This window comes from Neptunomonas qingdaonensis, assembly GCF_900113275.1.
Classification (GTDB): domain Bacteria; phylum Pseudomonadota; class Gammaproteobacteria; order Pseudomonadales; family Balneatricaceae; genus Neptunomonas; species Neptunomonas qingdaonensis.
In genome coordinates, this window is the sequence record NZ_FOOU01000002.1 from 277,714 (window position 1) to 299,184 (window position 21,471).

The 21,471-nt window shown below is 46.2% G+C and carries 18 protein-coding genes and 4 tRNA genes; 2 read left to right on the forward strand and 20 right to left on the reverse strand.

What is annotated here, in order from left to right:
• Positions 1-275 precede the first annotated feature (275 nt).
• Complete coding sequence (locus BM099_RS04210) at positions 276-1,199, forward strand: histone deacetylase family protein (RefSeq protein WP_090724866.1); 924 nt, start codon at positions 276-278, stop codon at positions 1,197-1,199.
• Between the two features lie 82 nt (positions 1,200-1,281).
• Here BM099_RS04210 and BM099_RS04215 read toward each other — a convergent pair whose 3' ends face one another.
• The 16 genes from BM099_RS04215 to BM099_RS04290 all read right to left on the reverse strand — a co-directional run bounded on the left by BM099_RS04215 (position 1,282) and on the right by BM099_RS04290 (position 16,814).
• Positions 1,282-2,583, reverse strand: a complete 1,302-nt coding sequence (locus tag BM099_RS04215; RefSeq protein WP_090724869.1) for a sodium ion-translocating decarboxylase subunit beta — start codon at positions 2,581-2,583, stop codon at positions 1,282-1,284.
• Positions 2,584-2,596: 13 nt separating this feature from the next.
• Positions 2,597-4,387 carry a sodium-extruding oxaloacetate decarboxylase subunit alpha gene (oadA, locus tag BM099_RS04220; RefSeq protein WP_090724871.1) on the reverse strand — a complete coding sequence of 597 codons (1,791 nt, stop codon included), beginning with the start codon at positions 4,385-4,387 and terminating at the stop codon, positions 2,597-2,599.
• A gap of 57 nt (positions 4,388-4,444) precedes the next feature.
• Complete coding sequence (locus BM099_RS04225) at positions 4,445-4,684, reverse strand: OadG family protein (RefSeq protein WP_090724874.1); 240 nt, start codon at positions 4,682-4,684, stop codon at positions 4,445-4,447.
• 259 nt (positions 4,685-4,943) lie between these two features.
• Positions 4,944-6,401: a tRNA uracil 4-sulfurtransferase ThiI gene (gene thiI / locus BM099_RS04230; RefSeq protein ID WP_090724875.1), complete on the reverse strand. Its 1,458-nt coding sequence runs from the start codon at positions 6,399-6,401 to the stop codon at positions 4,944-4,946.
• 95 nt (positions 6,402-6,496) lie between these two features.
• Positions 6,497-6,573, reverse strand: a tRNA-Arg gene (locus BM099_RS04235).
• Positions 6,574-6,617: 44 nt separating this feature from the next.
• Positions 6,618-6,694 (reverse strand) — tRNA-Arg (locus BM099_RS04240).
• A gap of 86 nt (positions 6,695-6,780) precedes the next feature.
• Positions 6,781-6,857, reverse strand: a tRNA-Arg gene (locus BM099_RS04245).
• A 3-nt stretch (positions 6,858-6,860) separates the two neighbouring features.
• Positions 6,861-6,950, reverse strand: a tRNA-Ser gene (locus BM099_RS04250).
• 62 nt (positions 6,951-7,012) lie between these two features.
• On the reverse strand, positions 7,013-7,213 hold the full coding sequence (gene csrA, locus BM099_RS04255; RefSeq protein ID WP_090724876.1) for a carbon storage regulator CsrA: 201 nt from the start codon (positions 7,211-7,213) through the stop codon (positions 7,013-7,015).
• 123 nt (positions 7,214-7,336) lie between these two features.
• The gene (locus BM099_RS04260) at positions 7,337-8,572 is read right to left on the reverse strand and encodes an aspartate kinase (RefSeq protein ID WP_090724878.1); all 1,236 of its coding nucleotides are present in this window, start codon (positions 8,570-8,572) and stop codon (positions 7,337-7,339) included.
• Positions 8,573-8,639: 67 nt separating this feature from the next.
• Entirely contained in the window at positions 8,640-11,231 is a 2,592-nt protein-coding gene (alaS, locus tag BM099_RS04265) for an alanine--tRNA ligase (RefSeq protein ID WP_090724881.1), read from the reverse strand.
• A gap of 161 nt (positions 11,232-11,392) precedes the next feature.
• Entirely contained in the window at positions 11,393-11,851 is a 459-nt protein-coding gene (locus BM099_RS04270; protein WP_090724883.1) for a regulatory protein RecX, read from the reverse strand.
• 69 nt (positions 11,852-11,920) lie between these two features.
• On the reverse strand, positions 11,921-12,958 hold the full coding sequence (gene recA, locus BM099_RS04275; RefSeq protein WP_090724886.1) for a recombinase RecA: 1,038 nt from the start codon (positions 12,956-12,958) through the stop codon (positions 11,921-11,923).
• A 169-nt stretch (positions 12,959-13,127) separates the two neighbouring features.
• Entirely contained in the window at positions 13,128-13,607 is a 480-nt protein-coding gene (locus tag BM099_RS04280) for a CinA family protein (RefSeq protein ID WP_090724889.1), read from the reverse strand.
• 281 nt (positions 13,608-13,888) lie between these two features.
• Positions 13,889-15,262, reverse strand: a complete 1,374-nt coding sequence (locus BM099_RS04285) for an aminotransferase (protein WP_090724891.1) — start codon at positions 15,260-15,262, stop codon at positions 13,889-13,891.
• A gap of 88 nt (positions 15,263-15,350) precedes the next feature.
• Complete coding sequence (locus tag BM099_RS04290; RefSeq protein WP_090724894.1) at positions 15,351-16,814, reverse strand: NAD-dependent succinate-semialdehyde dehydrogenase; 1,464 nt, start codon at positions 16,812-16,814, stop codon at positions 15,351-15,353.
• Positions 16,815-17,036: 222 nt separating this feature from the next.
• Between BM099_RS04290 and BM099_RS04295 the strand changes: the two genes are divergently transcribed.
• On the forward strand, positions 17,037-17,978 hold the full coding sequence (locus BM099_RS04295) for a LysR family transcriptional regulator (protein WP_090724896.1): 942 nt from the start codon (positions 17,037-17,039) through the stop codon (positions 17,976-17,978).
• Positions 17,979-18,007: 29 nt separating this feature from the next.
• On the opposite strand, the gene BM099_RS04300 is transcribed toward BM099_RS04295, so the two are convergent.
• Genes BM099_RS04300 through BM099_RS04315 form a run of 4 tightly spaced genes read right to left on the reverse strand, consistent with a single transcriptional unit; the run spans position 18,008 to position 21,384 of the window.
• The gene (locus BM099_RS04300) at positions 18,008-18,439 is read right to left on the reverse strand and encodes a universal stress protein (RefSeq protein WP_090724899.1); all 432 of its coding nucleotides are present in this window, start codon (positions 18,437-18,439) and stop codon (positions 18,008-18,010) included.
• A gap of 12 nt (positions 18,440-18,451) precedes the next feature.
• Positions 18,452-19,774 (reverse strand): TRAP transporter large permease, encoded by a 1,323-nt coding sequence (locus tag BM099_RS04305; protein ID WP_090724901.1) that lies wholly within the window; start codon positions 19,772-19,774, stop codon positions 18,452-18,454.
• Complete coding sequence (locus BM099_RS04310) at positions 19,764-20,306, reverse strand: TRAP transporter small permease subunit (protein WP_090724904.1); 543 nt, start codon at positions 20,304-20,306, stop codon at positions 19,764-19,766. The genes BM099_RS04305 and BM099_RS04310 overlap by 11 nt, the downstream gene beginning before the upstream one ends.
• Before the next feature lie 58 nt (positions 20,307-20,364).
• The gene (locus BM099_RS04315) at positions 20,365-21,384 is read right to left on the reverse strand and encodes a TRAP transporter substrate-binding protein (protein ID WP_090724907.1); all 1,020 of its coding nucleotides are present in this window, start codon (positions 21,382-21,384) and stop codon (positions 20,365-20,367) included.
• Positions 21,385-21,471 lie beyond the last annotated feature (87 nt).

A 21,471-nucleotide genomic window follows, 5' to 3' on the forward strand; every position in this document is an offset into this window, starting at 1 on the left:
CAACAACAACGATTATATTCACACTAGTATAAAAGCCAATGACGGCTGGGGGAAGAAGACACGCTAACAGACAAAAAAAAACACCAACGAGGGTGAACACGCGGTGCTTAATACAGTTCTATGCTGTGGTTAACATCTTATCTGCAGATACACCGGGCACACATGATTTAAATCAAAAAAAATGACGCTTTTAGTATTTGTAGACTTTCGGATAAGCAGCCCACACTTGCATTTTCCAGTACACTGGTAGAAAAAGAATCAGAGTTGAAAGGAATATGACGACTACTTTTATTACCCATGAAGATTGTGCTCTGCATAATATGGGTCCGGAACATCCGGAAAGCCCAATCAGACTGCTCGCTATTCGTAAAGTGCTTGAAAGAACGGGATTAATTCAGCAATTAGAGACTATGCAGTCTATCCATGTGACCCCTGAGCAAGTGGCGCTGGCGCATGCCGCGTTACATCAGAAGCGCCTGGAAATGAAGCTCCCGGATGAAGGCATTGTTTACGCGGATGAAGATACAGCTTTATGTCCTCATTCACTGCATGCCGCCAGCCTGGCTGCAGGTTCCACTATCCTCGCGACTAATCGGGTACTGGCGGGAAAAACCGACAATGCGTTTTGTGCGGTAAGACCTCCCGGGCATCATGCGGAACACAACACGCCGATGGGTTTTTGTTTCTTTAACAACGTTGCTATCGGCGCAATGCAGGCCTTACAGCACCCACAGGTAAACCGCGTTGCTGTAGTAGATTTTGATGTACATCACTGTAACGGAACCGTTGATATTTTTAAGGACAAACCTGAAGTATTAGTCTGCTCTACCTTCCAGCACCCTTATTACCCGGAAAGATATTGTGATATTAAACGGCCCAATATCGTAAATTGTCCAATGCCTGCGCACAGTGATAGCGCCTTCTTCAGAAACATAGTGGAGAAAAAATGGCTGCCGGCATTACAAAATCATAAACCTGATATGATTTTTATTTCAGCGGGCTTTGATGCGCATCACGAAGATCCTATGGCTGATATTAACCTTAACGAGGATGATTACCGCTGGGTTACCAAGCTGCTAATGGATGTGGCCCGAGTCTACTCACAAGGCCGCCTGGTATCTGTACTAGAGGGAGGCTATAACCCTGTAGCGCTCGCTTTCAGTGTGGAAGCACATGTGGAAACACTTGCAGGTTACTAGTTCGCAATAACATCCAGACAGACATAAAAAAGGCTGCTCAATGAGCAGCCTTTTTATTTACTTAAGCTCTGGTTGAGCTAAATCAGCCAACAAACTTGATCATCACACCGGCAGCAACGGCAGAGCCGATAACACCCGCAACGTTTGGCCCCATGGCATGCATCAACAAAAAGTTTTGAGAGTTCGCCTCAAGACCCAGTTTATTCGATACACGAGCAGCCATAGGCACTGCCGATACACCCGCTGATCCGATTAATGGATTGATTGAGTTACCCCCCGCCAGTTTATTCATAAACTTAGCCATCAATACACCCATTGCGGTACCAATACCAAAGGCAATAATACCCAGTACCAGAATACCTAATGTCTGTATATCAAGGAACTTATCTGCTGATAGTTTAGAACCCACAGAAAGCCCAAGGAATATAGTAACGATATTGATCAATGCGTTCTGAGCAGTATCACTCAGACGATCAACTACGCCACACTCACGCATCAGGTTACCGAAACAGAACATACCTAACAAAGGCGCAGCATCCGGCAACAACATAGCGACCAGTATGAGCAACGACAATGGGAATAAAATTTTCTCTAGCTTAGAGATATGGCGCAGTTGCACCATCTTAATTTTACGCTCAGCTTCAGTCGTTAAGGCGCGCATAATAGGCGGCTGAATCAATGGGACCAACGCCATGTAAGAGTATGCAGCAACCGCTATAGCACCCAATAATTGTGGAGCCAACAAGCTCGCTACATAAATAGCCGTTGGGCCATCAGCACCACCGATGATGCCGATAGCAGCAGCATCCTGGATACTGAAATCCATAAGCCCCAGGCTTGTCAAAGCAACCGCACCCAAAACAGTAGCAAAGATACCAAACTGAGCTGCCGCACCTAAAAACAATGTTTTAGGGTTAGCCAGTAATGGACCAAAGTCAGTCATTGCCCCGACACCCATGAAGATAATCAAAGGCGCAGCACCTGACGCTATCGCAACTGTATAAAAGTTATACAGCATGCCATTACTGAAGTTGTTATCATTTGCCAGCAAGGTTGCAGCAGCATGAGTACTTGTATTAGAGGTATGGTAAGCATGCAAAATATCATGCGGATCGATACCAGAAATGCCGAGTACAGACGCTATATTCGCTAATAATTCCGGACTCGCAAAATGCACAGCGTTCTCAACAGCAGAAAACGCCAGCCCTGCTTCAGGAATGTTCGCCAGAATACCACCAAAGCCTATTGGTACAAGCAATAGCGGTTCGAAGTTTTTACGGATCGCCAGGTACAATAGTCCCAGACCAACCAAAATCATGACTAGCTGCCCAACAGAAATATTATATATTCCTGAAGCGAGCCATAGGTCGAGAAGCTTATCCATTTCGGTAGACCCCTTACGCCAGAGTAATCAGCGTATCACCGACCTGGACTGCATCGCCGTCTTTCACGTCAACAGAAACAACAGTACCTGCTCTCGCTGCGCGAACCTCTGTTTCCATTTTCATGGCTTCGAGAATCACAATCACATCACCTTCCTGCAGAGCCTGGCCTGGAGACACCTGAACTTTCCAGATGTTACCTGCCAATGGTGCAGGTACTTCTTCACCAGAAGTAGGCGTAGCAACGGCAGCAGCAGGAGCGGCAGTTGGAGCAGACGCCGGAGTGATAGAGGAAACATCTCCACCTTCAGCAACCTGAACAACGTAGTTCTGGCCATTCACAGTAATTGTATAAACTTGAGGTCCAGTATTTTTAGGCGCAGCCATAGCTTTAGCATCCTCTAATGTAGGGGCAGGTTCAAACGCGTCAGGGTTGCCGCGATTTTCCAAAAATTTCAAACCAATCTGAGGGAATAACGCGTACGTTAATACATCATCAATTTCATTTTCTGCTTTAGCCAGGGTTAAACCTTTTTCTGAAGCTAGTGCACGAAGTTCCGATGTCAATTTTTCAACTTCAGATTCAAGCATATCCGCAGGACGACATGTCAGTGGTTCTGCACCATCCAATACGCGTGCTTGCAGTTCTGCGTCGTAAGGAGCCGGAGCAGCGCCATATTCTCCTTTGAGAATGCCTTGAACTTCTTTTGAAATGCTTTTATAACGTTCGCCCATCAGGACATTAATAACCGCTTGCGTACCAACGATCTGGGACGTAGGAGTTACCAGTGGGATATAACCCAGGTCTTTACGAATACGAGGAATTTCAGCCAGCACTTCGTCAAACTTGTCTGAAGCACCTTGCTCTTTAAGCTGGCCTTCCATATTAGTCAACATACCGCCCGGAACCTGAGCAATCAGGATGCGTGAGTCTGTTCCACGCAGAGAGCCTTCGAATTTAGCATATTTCTTACGCACTTCACGAAAGTATGCAGCAATGTCTTCAAGCGCTTCAAGATTAAGCCCTGTATCGCGATCCGTACCTGCCAATGCAGCCACGACAGATTCGGTAGCACTATGTCCGTATGTCATCGACATTGAAGAGATAGCCGTATCAACACGGTCGATACCCGCTTCTACTGCTTTGAGGATCGTCATATCAGACAGACCCGATGTTGCATGCGCATGAAGCTGAACTTCAAGATGTGTCTGCGCTTTAAGACGGGATACCAGATCAAACGCCGCATAAGGCGTCAGAATTCCCGACATATCCTTGATAGCGATTGAATCCGCACCCATATCTTCTAAGGTTTTAGCATACTCAACCCACATATCTGTGGTGTGTACCGGGCTGGTAGTAAATGAGATGGTTCCCTGGGCATGCTTGCCTGTTGCTTTCACTGCTTTAATCGCAGTTTCAAGATTGCGAGGATCATTCATTGCATCAAAGATACGGAAAACATCCACACCATTAATAGCAGCGCGCTCTACAAACTTATTTACAACGTCATCTGCATAATGGCGATAACCCAGCAGGTTTTGACCACGTAACAGCATCTGTTGGCGGGTATTTGGCATAGCCGCTTTTAGTTCACGAATACGATCCCATGGATCTTCTCCGATAAAACGAATACAAGAGTCAAAAGTTGCACCGCCCCAGCTTTCCAGGGACCAGTATCCAATTTTGTCTAGTTTCTCTGCAATGGGTAACATATCGTCGATACGCATACGCGTAGCGAAGAGCGACTGATGAGCATCACGTAGAACTACGTCAGTAATACCTAGCGGTTTCTTAGCATCGGACATGGGTAAAAGGCCTTCTGTCGATAAATGTGCACGAATTTTATAGTTGTGTATCGCTTCTTATGAACGATATTTATGTACAGCAGCCGAAATTACTGCAACTAGTTCATCACTTCCTTGCTGCACAGCAACAGTGGGAGTTGGTCTAGAAGAGGTGGCTTTTGGCTGCGCTGCCGGCTCATATTTCACAACCAGCTTTGACATGTAAGTTGTTACAACAACCAACAACGTCAGGAACGTAAACACAAAGCCCATACCAAAGACCATCAGTGTAAGGCCTTCTGATAACAGATTATCCATCTGTGGCTGCTCCTAATATTGAGTAATGAAAAGTATGTATAAACCCCTAATACCGACGAGTCTCTTCTTAAAATGGAGTAAACGACGATATAAAAAAAATTTATAACAGAGGCAATTAAACCTTAAAAGGCAAGCTGTAGCAACTTTACCTCAATGTTTTAGATTAACTTTCGTCGATACATCCTTAGATTGTCGACAATATTATTAGCCAATAGAATCAATAAGATAATAAAATGTAGAGAGAAAACGAGCGTGTCGATTAGACCAACGGACGAAATATTTTTACGTGATCAAAGCCTTTTTCCTGCAAATTTTGTGCATGCAAGCGACTCATCACTCCTTTGTCACAATACAACAGATACTCTTTATCTTCTGCCCACGTGACAGCCGCTGCCTCAAGTTCATAAAAAGGAACAAGGATAATTTCACACCCAGGCATGTTTAACGGCTTCCGCTCTTGCTCATTGGGTGCGCGCACATCAACAATCACTTGATTCTCAGAGACTTTACTCAGCGCTTCAATATCGTCCTGAATATCCAGATTTTCAATAATTTCATCTATCTGCATTTTTTGTGAATTCAAAACCGCCTGATTAAGAATATCCATATTCAGGCACGCTTCTTCTTCAAGGACTTTGTTGAGTTTTGCCTGCGTTGTTGGTCTGTCAGAAATAACACCGCAATACTCCGGAATCATTTTAACAATATCAAAACAACCCAGCATTTTTGTTTTATCAACAATCTCTTGTTTATCCATGGTAATCAGCGGGCGAATGATTAGTTTTTTTGTTGCCTGATCTATCACGGTCAGATTGGGAATCGTTTGACTGGACACCTGCGCAATACTTTCACCGGTAACAATAGCGTCAATCTTCATGAAATCCGCCACCTGCTCTGCGGCACGCATCATTTGCCTTTTCAGCACAACGCCCATATGTGAATGATGAACATTTTGTAATATATCACCCACCACTTCATCAAAAGGTACGGAAATAAATCGTACTCTGGCTGATGATCCATATTGCTGCCAAAGGTGTAAAGCAACCTGCTTAACACCTATTTCATGCGCTTTTCCGCCAAGATTAAAAAACAAAAAATGCGTTTTTGAACCGCGCCTCATGGTCATGTATGAAGCAACCACAGAGTCAAACCCACCCGAAATCAGAGACAACACCGCCTCTTGAGATCCCAGCGGATAACCGCCCAGCCCTTGAAGCTGCTTCTCAACAACGTAGAGGTTAGATTCACGAATCTCCATATCAACATAGACATCTGGCGTATGAACATTGACACCGGCTGATTCAGAGTGCTGCAACAAACCGCCGCCCACATATCTTTCCAAATCGACAGAGGTAAAGTCATGCTTGCCATGGCGCTTTACCCGCACCTTGAAAGTCTTACCCTTGATACGATCAACATAGAGAGGCAATGTTTTTTCAAAAACGTCCTGAAAATCACCCAGCGGATACTCAGCTACCTGAATAAAAAACGCCACACCAGGCGTTTGCTGCATAGCACTACAAACTGCTTCATATGATGCCAAAGACTCTTGCGGCAATACGACTTCGATCTTATCCCAGAAACCACTCACGGTGATATTGTCTGAAATACGCTTCAGTTGTATCTGTAAGTTGTTTTGCAATCTTTGAATAAAACGACGCCGCACCGGACGACTCTTGATGGTAATTTCCGGAAACAGTTTGACAATGAATTTCATAGCAAAGAACTTTTTTAATTGAGGAATTTAATTGAGCAACTTGATTCAGCTGCCTAATTGAGGATCTGTACTTAGTAATACTACTGAAGGGAAAGTGGTGCGCCCGGCACGATTCGAACGTGCGACCGCCTGGTTCGTAGCCAAGTACTCTATCCAGCTGAGCTACGGGCGCGCTTACACTTTATGGTACAACCTGACAATTCACTATATCTTTAGTGGTGCGCCCGGCACGATTCGAACGTGCGACCGCCTGGTTCGTAGCCAAGTACTCTATCCAGCTGAGCTACGGGCGCGCTAACACTAAAACAGTAAATCTTTACAGCTTTTACAACATCGATTTAAAAGTCTACTGATCTTTAAATCGATTCACATCGTTGACTGGTGCGCCCGGCACGATTCGAACGTGCGACCGCCTGGTTCGTAGCCAAGTACTCTATCCAGCTGAGCTACGGGCGCAAATGGCGGTGAGAGAGGGATTCGAACCCTCGATAGAGTTTCCCCTATACGCCCTTAGCAGGGGCGCGCCTTCAGCCACTCGGCCATCTCACCTTGTCAACGGCGCGTACTATACAAGACTGATTTTAAAAAGAAAAGGAATAATTCTAAAAAAATCAATCTTGTGTTTCAGTGCTGTCTTTTTCGCCATCTTTTTCACGCTGAATACGATCGTAAATCTCTTCACGATGCACGGCTACATCTTTTGGTGCATTAACACCAATACGTACTTGATTACCTTTTACACCTAAAACGGTAACGGTGACTTCATCACCTACCATTAAGGTTTCACCAACGCGGCGAGTTAAAATTAACATGTTCGGATCTCCCAATCGTCCCTTAGATACAACCAGCCATTACAGGCAGCATAAGCCACCTGATGATCACAAAGATCCGGCCGACTCTGTGAACTCACACTATAGACTAATTATTTACCGTCGTCATTCACTGACAGTATCTGCTTTGTCTAATTCAAACGCCGAATGCAGACCGCGCACAGCTAATTCCAGGTATTTCTCTGCGATGACTACTGAAACTTTTATTTCTGACGTAGATATCATCTGGATATTAATGTTTTCACTGGCCAATGAGTCGAACATTTTGCTGGCCACACCTGCGTGCGAACGCATACCCACTCCTACAATCGACACCTTAGCGATCTTATTGTTCCCTACGACTTCTCTGGCACCAAGCTCAACAGCGATCTTGCGCAGTATCTCTTCGGCACGAGCATAGTCGTTGCGGTGCACTGTAAAGGTAAAATCTGTGGTTTGATCCGCGGCAACGTTCTGCACGATCATATCAACTTCGATATTCGCACGGCTAATCGGCCCCAGAATTTTTGAGGCAACACCCGGGATATCCGGCACGCCCAACACGGTAAGTTTGGCTTCGTCTCGGTTAAACGCGATTCCCGAAATAATTGGTTTTTCCACTGTATTCTCTTCCTCTATCGTAATCAGTGTTCCCGGGCCATCTTCAAAACTAGATAACACACGCAAAGGCACCTTGTACTTGCCTGCAAACTCGACAGCACGAATTTGTAATATTTTCGATCCCAGACTCGCCATCTCCAACATTTCTTCAAAGGTGATCTTCTCAAGACGCTGCGCGCCCTCAACCACTCTGGGATCCGTTGTATAGACGCCATCTACATCAGTATAGATCTGACACTCATCAGCCTTCAACGCTGCTGCCAGCGCCACGCCGGTCGTATCAGAACCTCCTCGACCCAAGGTTGTGATATTACCCTCAGCATCAGCCCCCTGAAACCCCGCCACAACTACCACACGCCCGGCAGAAAGATCAGCCTGTATACGCTCAACATCAATGTCCTGAATACGCGCTTTGGTATGTGCACTATCGGTCAGAATACGCACCTGACTTCCTGTATATGAGCGCGCAGCAATGCCTCGTTTTTCCAGAGCCATACAAAGTAACGCAATAGTCACCTGCTCTCCGGTTGACAAGAGGACATCCATTTCGCGCTGACTGGGCTCGTCCTGTATATCTTTTGCCAAAGCAATCAACCTATTTGTCTCACCGCTCATTGCCGAGACGGCTACGACCAAATCATGTCCTTGCTCACGAAATCGTTGCACTTTGTCTGCAACAGCTTCAATTCGTTCAACCGAACCAACCGAAGTCCCACCATATTTCTGTACAAATAGAGCCATGCCTATCAGCCTCCATCAGCTATCTTAGTAGCCCTATATAATTAGTAGCCCTATATAATTAGTAGCCCTATATATTTGCTATCAACACTTTAACGCTTTCAAGCACAGCAGGTAATGCGGCACAATCCACACCACCACCCTGCGCAAAATCCGGACGACCACCGCCCTTACCACCCAGCTTAGCGGTCAGATCACGCACCAAGTCACCCGCCTTAACCTGACCGGTCAGATCCTTGGTAACACCTGCCGCCAAACTGATTTTTCCTTCACTCTCTGTGGCCAACACAACAACGGCCGACCCCAGCTTATTTTTCAATTGATCTACGGTATCGCGCAACGCCTTAGGGTCGGCGCCTTGTAGATTTTCAACGAGTAATTTAATACCGTTAATCTCAATTGCTTTTTCAGCAAGATCACCACTTTTTGCCGATGTTAGCATCATTGCCAAACGTTCTATCTCTTTTTCGAGCTGGCGATTACGTTCAGATAAAGCGCGCACTTTATCGACAACGCTATCACGTGAACCTTTAACCAACGCAGAGATCTCTGCCAGACTACTCTCATTAGCCGCCACATATGCCAGAGCGCCCTGCCCTGTCACCGCTTCAATACGACGTACTCCTGCAGCAATCCCGCCTTCCGAAACGATCTGCATCAAGCCTATATCACCGGCTCTCTGCGCATGAGTACCACCGCACAGCTCAATAGAGAAGCCATCAGCCATGGAGAGCACACGTACCTGATCGTCGTATTTCTCACCAAACAGTGCCATCGCACCACTCTGTTTGGCCTGCTCCATGTCCATGACATCCGTTTTAATTTCGGCATTGGCCAATATCTGAGCATTTACAATCGACTCCACCTGCTTTATCTCGTCAGCCGTCAGGGCTTCAAAGTGCGCAAAGTCAAAGCGAAGGCGCTCGGGATCTACTAAAGAGCCCTTTTGCTGAACGTGCTCACCAAGTACAGATCTCAATGCCGCATGCAACAGATGCGTTGCCGAATGGTTGCAGGCCGTAGCCCGTCTTGCCTGCTCATCTATCTGCGCAAAAACTTTATCGCCGACAGATAAAACACCCTCAACAAGCTCACCATGATGCAAGTGACTTTTCGCTTCTTTGGTGCAATCTTTTACCAAGAACTGCCCCTGATCCCAGCTTAAATGGCCTCGATCACCTACCTGACCACCGGATTCGCCGTAAAAAGGCGTATGATCCAATACCACAATACCACTCTGACCGGCGCTGAGCTGATGCACCGCCTCACCTTCGACAAAAAGAGCGACCACTTCTGCACCGCCCTCCAGATGCTCATAACCGATAAATTCGGTCACGCCATTCAAATCAAGCTTATCGTTGTAATCAACCGCAAAGCCGCCTGATGCCCTGGCACGCTGACGCTGTTGTTCCATCGCCAGCTCAAAACCATCCATATCAAGGGTAAGCTCATGCTCACGGGCAACATCAGCTGTTAAATCGGCTGGGAAGCCATAGGTATCATATAATTTAAAAACAGTTTCACCAGAGATAACATCTCCTTCAAGACCGCTAATTTCTTCAGTCAGCAGACGCATACCATTATCCAGCGTCTTAGCAAACTGCTGTTCTTCTTTTAGCAGAACACGTTCAATCTGCTCCTGCATTTTTCCAAGCTCAGGATAAGCATCGCCCATCTCCTTGACCAATGCAGCAACCAGCGTGTTGAAAAAAGGTTCTTTTGTGCCGAGCTTATTACCATGACGAATAGCGCGACGAATGATTCGACGCAATACATAGCCACGTCCTTCATTCGAAGGCGTTACTCCGTCAGTAATCAAAAACGAGCATGAGCGAATATGGTCAGCAATAACCCGTAATGATTTATTATCCAGGTCATTTGTTTTCACTGCAGCCGCAGTTGCTTTCAGTAAATTCTGGAACAAATCGATTTCATAATTACTGTGCACACCCTGCATAACAGCGGCGATACGCTCAAGCCCCATACCGGTGTCAACAGACGGGCGTGGTAACGCAACCATCTCTCCACCGGCACTGCGGTTATATTGCATAAAAACGACGTTCCAGATTTCAATATAACGATCGCCATCTTCATCAGGGCTGCCGGGCGGCCCACCAAATACTTCTTCACCATGATCAAAAAATATTTCAGTACAGGGGCCGCATGGACCGGTATCACCCATTGCCCAGAAATTATCTTCATCAAGTTTAGAAAAACGTTCCGGGTCTACCCCAATCTCTTCTTTCCAGATACGTTCTGCTTCATCATCTGAATGATGCACTGTTATCCAGAGTTTCTCTTTTGGCAGCCCCATAACCTCAGTTAAAAACACCCAGGCAAAACGAATAGCTTCAGGTTTGAAATAATCACCAAAGCTAAAATTACCCATCATCTCGAAAAAGGTATGATGGCGGGCTGTATAACCTACATTTTCAAGATCATTATGTTTACCACCAGCGCGAACACAACGCTGAGCTGTAGTCGCACGACTGTAAGAGCGCTTGTCATCTCCCAGGAATACATCTTTGAACTGCACCATACCGGCATTGGTAAACAGCAGAGTGGGGTCATTCGCAGGAATAAGAGAGCTAGTCGCTACTATTTCATGCCCTTGTTTATTGAAATAATCCAGGAAAGCCTGGCGAATCTCGGCACTTGTCATGTATTTCATATGGATGAATCGTTCCGCTGGCTGGTTACATACTTAAAAAAGCCCAATTACTGAGCAATTCACACGTAAAATGGCGAATAAGTATATATCGCGACCGGAATTTGTTCGAATCTTTTTGTCAATAGATGAGGAGATATAAAGCAGAAATTAGTCTATTCGGTATCACTATTCACAGAATTAATCGCATATTTAGCCTGTTCATAGCTAAAACCGCGACTTAACAAATAGCGCATCCTTTTTTCGTAAAGCTTTCTATCCTGGGTATCCACTCCCTCTTTAAATTTCCGTTGGCATAAGCTCGCCGCCAGTTCAAACCAATCAAGTGCCTGCTCCCGGATACAGTCTTTCAATAAGGTTTCGCTTAACCCTTTACGCTTACCATCCTGCAGTATCCTTAACAACCCATAGCCTTGGCCAGCCTTGCTTCTGACCAACATCTCCGCAAAACGCTGATCACTTTGGTAGCCATTGGCCTGACATTGATCTAAAACACTTGCTAGCTGAACTGCATCATATTTATCACGATACTTGTGTTCAATTTCTGCCCGGCTATATTCTCTTCGTGCTAACAGTGAGATAACAGCAGATCTGATTTCTGCTTCGCTTTGCATCTTTTCCTCCATAAAAAAAGGCCGTATAAACGGCCTTTTATCAGATAGCTCAACTTTACAGATCCGGCTTTACAGATCTAGCTGTTCAGCATCTTTTTTTTCTTCACGGACAACCACCTGAACGCTAAGCAGCTTCTCACGGAGCGCGAGCTCAATCGCTTCTGCTGCTTCAGGATGCTCACTCAGATATTTAGCAGCATTTGCCTTACCCTGACCAATTTTATCGCCGTTATAGGCATACCATGCTCCGGCTTTATCGACCAAACCATTTTGCACACCTAAGTCGACAATCTCGCCCATACGGTAGATACCCTGACCATATAGAATCTGAAATTCAGCCTGTTTAAAGGGCGGAGATACTTTATTTTTAACAACCTTCACACGCGTTTCGTTGCCGATAATTTCATCGCCCTGCTTAACAGCGCCAATGCGGCGAATATCTAAACGTACGGATGCATAGAACTTAAGCGCGTTCCCACCGGTTGTCGTTTCCGGACTACCAAACATCACACCAATTTTCATACGAATCTGGTTGATGAAAATCAACATGCAGTTTGAGCTTTTCACATGGCCTGTCATTTTACGCAGCGCCTGCGACATCAAACGTGCCTGCAAGCCCATGTGCGAATCACCCATCTCACCTTCAATCTCGGCTTTAGGTGTGAGCGCAGCAACCGAGTCAACGACGATCACATCAACGGCATTGGAACGAACCAGCATGTCACAAATTTCCAGTGCCTGCTCGCCCGTATCCGGCTGTGATACCAGCAACTCATCAACATTTACGCCGAGTTTTTCAGCATAATTGGGATCCAGTGCATGTTCAGCATCAACAAACGCACAGGTTTTACCCTGCTTCTGTGCTTCAGCAATAACTTGCAATGTAAGGGTAGTTTTACCAGAGGACTCCGGCCCGTAGATCTCTACTACGCGTCCATAAGGAAGGCCACCGATGCCCAAAGCGACATCCAGACCTAATGAGCCAGTTGAGACAGCCGGGATTGCCTCACGTGGCTGATCTCCCATGCGCATAACAGCGCCTTTACCGAATTGACGTTCAATTTGTGATAAAGCGGCATCAAGCGCTTTTTTTCTGTTATCGTCCATATTCAACCCTTTACACTGCCTGACAATAATACTGTATGTATGGACAGTATATTACGACATCTCTGTTGAATTGCAAGTATCTTATTCACTTCTCCGGGACTTCTGAAAAAGAGTTATCAACAGAGCTGTAAATAACAGTTATGAAGAAGGCTTATGATGAAGAGTCATGTTAAGCGCTATGCAGACAGTCAAGCACCCCCTCAAGGGCCTTTTGTACACTCTGCTGCCTGACGCTCTCCCTATTGCCATCAAATTTGTTCAGCAAGGTTACTGTGGGCTTTCCCTGCATTGCCCAGGCAAGCCATACAGTACCCACTGGTTTTTCTGCGCTGCCGCCACTGGGTCCTGCCACACCACTAACAGCAACGGCAATATCCGCTTCACTTTTTTGCAACGCGCCTTCCGCCATCTGTATAACAACCTGCTCACTGACAGCACCGTAAGTTTCAATAACCGCAGGATCGACACCTAACATGGTATGCTTAGCTTTATTCGAATAAGTTACAAATCCACACTCAAGCCACGCCGAACTCCCGGCTACAGCAGTGACTTCCTGCGCGATCCAGCCGCCGGTACAAGACTCCGCTGTCGCCATACTCATACCACGCAACTCCAGCTCCCGGCCTACTTTCTCCGCGATATCCAACATTCAGTACACCTGCTTTTAACTTATTTTTCAGCCCTGTATTTCACTGATCATTGCGGCTTTACAGCGTTTATATCAGTAAAAATCTGATGCTATTATTGCGTAGCGACAGACAAGGATACAATCCCTTGCTCAAATAAAGCTTAACAAACGCCTGGCAGATAGTTACGCAGGAAAGTTGTTCACAAAACAGACTATGTGATCACACACATAAAAAAAGGGGAGCAAAGCTCCCCCCAAAAAAAACGACCGTAAAGGTCAGACCCAAAGACTTAACAAACTAACTAACTGACTAGCAGCCCTTCTTGCTTAACTAGCAGTCCTTCTTTCTTAACAAACAGATAGGTTTCATCCAGCGCTTTACTAAATATCTCGACCATTTCGTCGATCTGCGCTTCTGTCACAATCAAGGGAGGACAAAACGCGATAGACGACCCTGCTACTGCACGCGTAATCATGCCGTGGTTCTGACACGCCTGCTGAGCAAATGCCCCCACCACACCACCATTAAACGCCTGACCGGTTTGTTTGTTAGCAACCAATTCAACGGCGGCGATCATGCCTTTACCACGCACTTCACCTACCAGTGGATGCTCACAAAATTCTCTAAGTCGCTTCTGCATATATTCACCCAGCACTGCGGCTCTGGCGAACATGTGATCCCGTTCGTAGATTTCCAATGTTTTCAGCGCAACTGCACATGCCACCGGGTGCCCGGAGTAAGTATACCCATGACCAAAAACACCGACCGACGCACTTTGTTCGATCATCGCCTCATACATATCTCCGCGTATAACAGAGGCACTGATAGGCATATAAGCCGATGAAAGCTGTTTAGCTAACGTCATCATCGCGGGCTTTTTAATTCCCATGGTTGTACAACCGAAATCATTGCCGGTACGGCCAAACCCTGTGATCACTTCATCAGCCCAGAAAAGAATACCGTACTTATTCAGTATCGCCTGCACCTTTTCATAATAGCCCTCTGGCGGCACGATCACGCCGCTGGCACCGGTAATCGGCTCAGCGATAAAGGCGGCGATTGTGTCAGCACCTTCCTGTAAAATCAGTTGTTCCAGATTGTTAGTGATACGATCAACAAACTGCTGCTCAGTTTCATTAGGAAGAGCACCGCGATAGTAATGAGGGGCATCCGTACGCAAAACGCCTAGCGCTTCAAACGGCAGATCAAAATGTGTATGGTTAGGCGGCAAACCTGTCAGGGAAGCAGCCGCCACTGTTACGCCATGATACGAGCGTTCACGTGCAATAATCTTGAACTTCTCAGGCTTACCAATCGCATTAAAATAATAGCGAAGCATTTTGATATGCGTATCGTTAGCATCACTTCCCGAGTTACCAAAAAAGACCTTGGCATTCTCAACAGGCACCATCGCAGAAAGCTTTTCAGCAAGGTCCATACCTACTTGATGCGTCTTGCCGCCAAACATGTGTGAAAAAGACAGCTTGCTCATCTGTTCACTGGCCGTTTCTATCAACTCACGGTTGTTATAACCCAACGATGTACACCACAGACCTGCCAGTGCTTCCAGGTATTTCTTACCATTGTTGTCGTATACATAAGCTCCCTCTCCACGCTCAATCGTCAGAGTCTGGGTCGCTTTAAAATTAGTCGTCGGGTAAATAATTTGACTCATCACATGTCTCCTTGAAACATCATATCGATCATATCGCTGCAAAGTTGTTACAACTTTGTGGCAAGCGCGTCATCATTTACATGAAGTTTTAGCGGTTCAAACCGCCTATACAGATATATTTAGTTTCCAGATAATCATCCAAGCCATATTTGGAGCCTTCACGCCCCTGACCAGACTCTTTCATACCGCCAAAAGGGATCACTTCAGAGCTGATAGCCGTTTCATTCACGCCAACCATGCCATAATCAATACCTTCTGAAACACGCCATACACGCCCCATATTTTCAGTATAAAGATACGCAGCCAAACCAAATTGAGTGTCATTGGCCATGGCTATCGCCTGCTCTTCAGTACTGAATTTAAACACCGGTGCGACCGGGCCAAAGATCTCTTCACGGAAAACGCGCATTTTATCTGTCACGTTAGTCAGAATAGTAGGCTCATAGAAACAGGCACCTTGCGAGCCAGCCTGGCCGCCGATTACAACCGTTGCACCCTCGGCAACAGCGCTTTGCACTTTCGCGTGAATTTCAGTTGCTGCCTTTTCTGTAATAACCGGGCCATGAGTAGAATCCGCGTCCATACCATTACCCACCCGAAAGCCTTTTACTGCCGCCGCAAACTTCTCAATGAAGGCGTCATAAATACCTTCCTGTACCAGAATACGGTTAGCGCAAATGCAGGTTTGGCCTGAATTGCGGTATTTAGCCACCAATACACCCGCCACAGCAGCATCCAGATCAGCATCATCAAAAATGATAACAGGCGCATTGCCCCCTAACTCCATAGAGGTACGCTTGACTGTATCAGCACACTGCTTCATCAGTAATTTACCAACAGGCGTAGAACCGGTAAAAGTCACTTTTTTAACGATGGTGTTTGATGTCATCTCACCACCAATCGCCTGCGCATTAATACCCGGCAACACACTAAACAACCCCGCAGGCAATCCTGCACGATTCGCCAACTCAACCAGCGCTAACGCAGACAAAGGCGTTTCAGCGGCAGGTTTTAAAACCATCGCACAACCGACGGCAAGCGCGGGGGCCACCTTGCGCGCAATCATGGCATTGGGAAAATTCCATGGCGTAATGGCGGCGACAACACCAACAGGCTGCTTAACCACAACACCGCGGCGATCAGCCGTACTTGGGATGATATCGCCATAAACACGCTTACCTTCTTCAGCAAACCACTTGATAAATGAAGCGCCGTAAGCCACTTCACCCCGCGATTCAAATAATGGCTTACCCTGCTCAGCGGTCATTAAAACAGCCAGATCTTCTTGATTATCAATAATCAGGCTATACCAGCGCTCCAGCAATTCTGAACGTGTTTTAGCAGGTAATGCTTTCCAGGAAACCATCGCTTTTTCAGCAGCGATAATTGCACGGCGCGTTTCATCGGCGCCTACACTGGCCACATCAGCAAGATGCTCACCCGTTGCAGGGTTAGTCACCGCAAAGGTTTCGCCTTTATCACCATCCACCCACTGACCATCAATATAAGCCTGTGTTTTAAGCAAAGTGGAATCATTTAGTTGAATTGTCATGCAGTTCTCTCCGGCTATAAACAGCTTAAAATCGCGCTATCTATTTATGTTGAGTAGTTATAGATCAGTTTATCTTTGGGTTATATAATCATTTCCATACGTTTACATTTGAATATGCAAATGTAAACACCCTCGATTACTCTGCCTGAGGTTGTCACTCCTCATGAAATTGATCGTAACAATGGGTTTTAACGAAATAAATACTAAATATGGATCGTAAAAATGGGTCGTAAAAAAGTAGCGCTTTCCAGGCAACTCGCTGATATCGACTTGCGCTTACTCAGGGTATTCCAAGCAGTCGTTGATGCCGGGGGGTTTACCGCAGCGGAGATTCGTTTGAATCTTGCCAACTCCACCATCTCAAACTACATTTCGGATTTGGAGACCCGTTTGGATATGCGCCTCTGTGATCGTGGTCGCGGCGGCTTCAGCCTGACCGATCATGGACAGGTTGTTTATGATGCTACGCTGGATCTACTCGATGCTATCGAGCAATTTGGCCAGCGCGTTAACCATTCGCACAATCGCATCTTCGGACATCTTCACCTTGGTTTTGCAGAACACATGCTAGGCGTTCACAACTCATGCATTGTCGACGCTATGCGCAGCTTTGCCGAACAAGCCCCCGATGTGCGTCTACAAATAAGCACAATGGGGTCGGATGAGGTCACAACGGCCGTACTGGGCAAGCAAGTCGACATCGGCATTACTGTTTTGCCACAGAATTACCTCGAACTGGATACTCTGACGCTGTTCGACGAAGAGATGCTGCTGTATTGCGCAAAAAGACACCCTCTCTATACAAGAGAATGTGCCGACATCTCTCCAGAAGAACTACAACAATATAAATTTGTTGAATCACCCAGGCTAATGCCAGGCAGAGAGATCCACCCAGACATGAAGCTCTGGAACAAACAGGCCAAAGCCCACCACCAGGAAGCCAGAGCGACCTTAATCCTCAGCGGCAACTATCTGGGCATCCTGCCCCGTCATTTAGTCAGTAATTGGGGGCTAACAGATCAGATGCGACCACTGCTTACTGACACTTATGCCTACACAAACACCTTTACAGCGATCAGACGCAAAAAAAACAGTAACGAGACTATCAGTACTATTTTCTATAAGTGTCTGCAGCAGTCCATTGATAGCAATCACCTCACCTGACCTGCCAGTAGCGGCACCCTTTATTTAAATCACTGATCACGTATGACAAATACTGAGCAATCAGCATGGCGCACCACTTTTTCTGCCGTATTACCCAGAAAGTAACTGGCGATGCCCGGCCGCTTCGCCATCATCAGAATAGCATCTGATTGCTGCAACTTAGCCTCTTCAATGATGTGGTCATGTGCCGCCCCCTGGCGGATATGAGTGACGCAGGTCACATGCGCAGGAGCAACGGTTTGAATCAGATATTCAAGCCGCTCAGTGGCATCTTTTTTATGTTCAGCGTAGGTTTTATTATCCAGATAAGGATAGCTACCCTGATGTATTAAGCTCTGGTCCACATACAGCAGATCGATTTGTGCTTTGTTGCTACCGATGAGCAATACCGCCGCTGCCATCAATCGGGAAAACTGTTCTTCATGGGCCAGGTCGACTGGAATTAAAATATTTTTAAACATTATTTTTCCTTTTTAACCCATTACTTTGTTGGGCAACCAAAGCACAATTTCAGGAAAGATCATACATAGAACCAGAACCACTAAATTAAGCATAATAAATGGTGTAACTGATTTATAAATATCCCCCATGCCCACACCCGGCGGAGCGATCCCTTTAAGATAGAATAATGCAAATCCATACGGGGGCGTCTGTACCGCAATCAGAATATTGATAATCATCAACACACCAAACCATATGGGGTCATAACCCAGAGACACAGCAATCGGCGTAAACAGCGGCGCGCACATCAGGACGATAATAAACTCATCGATGATAAAGCCCAGCAGTAACATAATGAGCTGAAACATGATGATGATCATAATCGGAGGCAGATCCAGCCCACCAGTAAACTCGGCTACCATGCTCTGAACGCCCATCAGCAGATGAAAGTTACTGAATACTGAGGCTCCAAAAATTATCCACATCGCAACACTGACTAAAATAGCAGTCTGCAAGCCTGCCGCCTGAAACATTTCCATTTTGAAACGTTTGAAAAGAATCGCCAGCAAAATAGCACCTACGACACCGATAGCTCCCGACTCGGTGGGTGTAGCGATACCTGTAATGATACTACCCAGTACCGCCACGATAAGCAGAATCGCAAAAAAACCATCACGCGCAGTTCTGAATTTTTGTTTTGCGCTCACCGGAGCGATGTCATCTTGTTCTTCTAACAGAGGAGCTCGCTGTGGATTAAGGCGGCAACTGATAATCACGTAGGCGATTAACAGACATATCATCAATAGCGCAGGAACCATTGCACCCAAAAACATCCGCCCGACAGAGTTTTGCGTTGATGCCGCAAACATGATCATAGGAATACTGGGTGGAATCAAAATACCGAGGCCACCACCCGCCATTATCACACCTAAAGCCAGGCGTTTGTCATAGCCACGCTCGAGCATTGGCCGAAGCGCAATACTGCCAGATGTCATAATCCCGGCACCGATAATACCGACCATGGCACCGATCATTGAGCAGACTACGATTACGCTGATTGCCAGTGAGCCTCTGACTTTACCAATCAGCATCTGACTCGCATTGAACATGGCATCACCGATGCCCGACTTTGTCAGCAATTGACCCATATAAATATAAAGTGGGATAGCCAACAGAATAAAACTGAAATAGGTTGCTTCAAGCGTTGAAGGAATAACGTTATAGATCCCGTCGCCCCAGGTCATATATCCGATAACCATGGCGATACCGCCCAGCGCCAAACCTACCGGCGCACCTAATGCAAAAAATATCAGGATACAAAACAACAAAACGCCCGTTAATAACTCAATTCCCATCATCATTCTCCTGCTCAATTAGCCTCTGACCGGTAAACAGGTAATACAGATCAAGCAGCATATCGCGACCCAGCTGAGCCATAAAAAGACCACAGGCAATAACCATCATCACCCAGAAATGGAACATAGGTGGCGCCCACTCACTTTGACGGCGATAATCAAATTCAATAGCTTCTTCATATTTACCAAGACTTATATTGATAATGACCAGTAAAAAGAAGATACCTAGAGAGAAAGAGATCAGGTTGAACACACAGCGGGTTTTATGGGAGACGCTCAGATAGAGAATATCAACGTTAATATGTGCCCGCTTTTGCTGAGCATATGCGCCACCTAATGCGGCAATATAACCAAACAAAAACAAAGAGAAATCAAAAGCCCAGACAGTAGGCTGACCAAGAAAATAGCGCGAGAAGACTTCGAATGCGACGACAAAAGCCAAAATAGGCATCAAGTAGGAGGCTGCTTTACCTGTCAGCATAACGACAACGTCAATACTGCGGCATACACCCCTTAAGAAAGTTGCAACCATGAGTACACCTGTAAGATAAAAAGAGGTGGAAAACCACCCCTTTAAATGTTGAGACGAATTACTGATTCTTTCTCATAATATCGATCAGCTGCTTACTGTATTTATCCTGTTCAGCATACTCATCCCACAGGCCAGCACCGGCATCCGCCCACGCTTTTTTATCAGCATCACTCGGCTCAGGGCTCCACAACAATCCTTTAGCTTCCATTTCTGCAACCGCTTCAGCTTCCCATGTTTTAGATTTGGTTAACTGCTCCTGAGCATGATTTTCTGTCGCTTTTTGCACAACAGCCTGCAAATCTTCTGGTAACTTTTTCCAGGCACCACGATTTACAACGATCGGTAACACCTGAGCACCGGCCAGAGGCAGACGGTACATATACTTAGCGACTTCCACATGGTTACCATCACGATGGTCGATCATGTTGCTGCCGATAGAACCATCAATAACACCGGTTGCCAGGCTGGTATAAATTTCGCTCCACGCCAACGATACCGGCGATGCTCCCAGGTTACGCAGGAATTTACCATAAGCACCCGGCGCACGAATTTTCAAACCCTGAAAATCAGCTACTGAATTGATTGGGTTTTTAGTGATGATATATACCGGTGGCTGGATATACGGTTCAAGCCACACCATACCCTGGGAACCATAAGCCTGTTTAAGGACAGCGTCCCAACCTTGTTCGTGGAACAACGCATTCAATTTTACAGGGTCATCGGTACCGCCCGGCAAACCAATTTCTACTACACCTGCCGGAAGTTCACCAGCATGCATTGATTGAAAAGGCGCACCCATGGTGATCAGTCCGGATTTTACCGCACCCAGCAAGCCGGCAGTCCCGACGCCTTCACCTGAGAAAAGCACCTGCACTGCAATCCGACCATCAGACATAGTCTCGATATCTTTAGCCAGACCTTCATACAACTCGCCAAAAGCTGTACCACGGCCATACAGGTTGCTGAAACGCCAGTTATGTTCAGCGGCTGCAACATCGGCAGCAACACCCAAACCCAGCGTCATCAGCAGTGCTGATGCTGAAAGTTTATTCTTTAAACTTTTTAGTGTTTTAATCATGATTAGTATCCGCCAACATTTAATAAGTTATTATTCAAAAACAGCTCAACGCCCATCAAAAATATCCTACAGACAAAGCCGGGAATT

What these genes read in the sequence shown, in the direction of transcription:
- BM099_RS04310 (WP_090724904.1), bottom strand. Translation starts at nt 20,306, where the DNA reads ATGGTTGCAACTTTCTTAAGGGGTGTATGCCGCAGTATTGACGTTGTC.
- BM099_RS04225 (WP_090724874.1), bottom strand. Translation starts at nt 4,684, where the DNA reads ATGGATAATCTGTTATCAGAAGGCCTTACACTGATGGTCTTTGGTATG.
- BM099_RS04305 (WP_090724901.1), bottom strand. Translation starts at nt 19,774, where the DNA reads ATGGGAATTGAGTTATTAACGGGCGTTTTGTTGTTTTGTATCCTGATA.
- csrA (WP_090724876.1), bottom strand. Translation starts at nt 7,213, where the DNA reads ATGTTAATTTTAACTCGCCGCGTTGGTGAAACCTTAATGGTAGGTGAT.
- BM099_RS04280 (WP_090724889.1), bottom strand. Translation starts at nt 13,607, where the DNA reads ATGTTGGATATCGCGGAGAAAGTAGGCCGGGAGCTGGAGTTGCGTGGT.
- BM099_RS04295 (WP_090724896.1), top strand. Translation starts at nt 17,037, where the DNA reads ATGGGTCGTAAAAAAGTAGCGCTTTCCAGGCAACTCGCTGATATCGAC.
- BM099_RS04215 (WP_090724869.1), bottom strand. Translation starts at nt 2,583, where the DNA reads ATGGATAAGCTTCTCGACCTATGGCTCGCTTCAGGAATATATAATATT.
- BM099_RS04210 (WP_090724866.1), top strand. Translation starts at nt 276, where the DNA reads ATGACGACTACTTTTATTACCCATGAAGATTGTGCTCTGCATAATATG.
- alaS (WP_090724881.1), bottom strand. Translation starts at nt 11,231, where the DNA reads ATGACAAGTGCCGAGATTCGCCAGGCTTTCCTGGATTATTTCAATAAA.
- recA (WP_090724886.1), bottom strand. Translation starts at nt 12,958, where the DNA reads ATGGACGATAACAGAAAAAAAGCGCTTGATGCCGCTTTATCACAAATT.
- BM099_RS04315 (WP_090724907.1), bottom strand. Translation starts at nt 21,384, where the DNA reads ATGATTAAAACACTAAAAAGTTTAAAGAATAAACTTTCAGCATCAGCA.
- BM099_RS04260 (WP_090724878.1), bottom strand. Translation starts at nt 8,572, where the DNA reads ATGGCTCTATTTGTACAGAAATATGGTGGGACTTCGGTTGGTTCGGTT.
- thiI (WP_090724875.1), bottom strand. Translation starts at nt 6,401, where the DNA reads ATGAAATTCATTGTCAAACTGTTTCCGGAAATTACCATCAAGAGTCGT.
- oadA (WP_090724871.1), bottom strand. Translation starts at nt 4,387, where the DNA reads ATGTCCGATGCTAAGAAACCGCTAGGTATTACTGACGTAGTTCTACGT.
- BM099_RS04285 (WP_090724891.1), bottom strand. Translation starts at nt 15,262, where the DNA reads ATGAGTCAAATTATTTACCCGACGACTAATTTTAAAGCGACCCAGACT.
- BM099_RS04300 (WP_090724899.1), bottom strand. Translation starts at nt 18,439, where the DNA reads ATGTTTAAAAATATTTTAATTCCAGTCGACCTGGCCCATGAAGAACAG.
- BM099_RS04290 (WP_090724894.1), bottom strand. Translation starts at nt 16,814, where the DNA reads ATGACAATTCAACTAAATGATTCCACTTTGCTTAAAACACAGGCTTAT.
- BM099_RS04270 (WP_090724883.1), bottom strand. Translation starts at nt 11,851, where the DNA reads ATGCAAAGCGAAGCAGAAATCAGATCTGCTGTTATCTCACTGTTAGCA.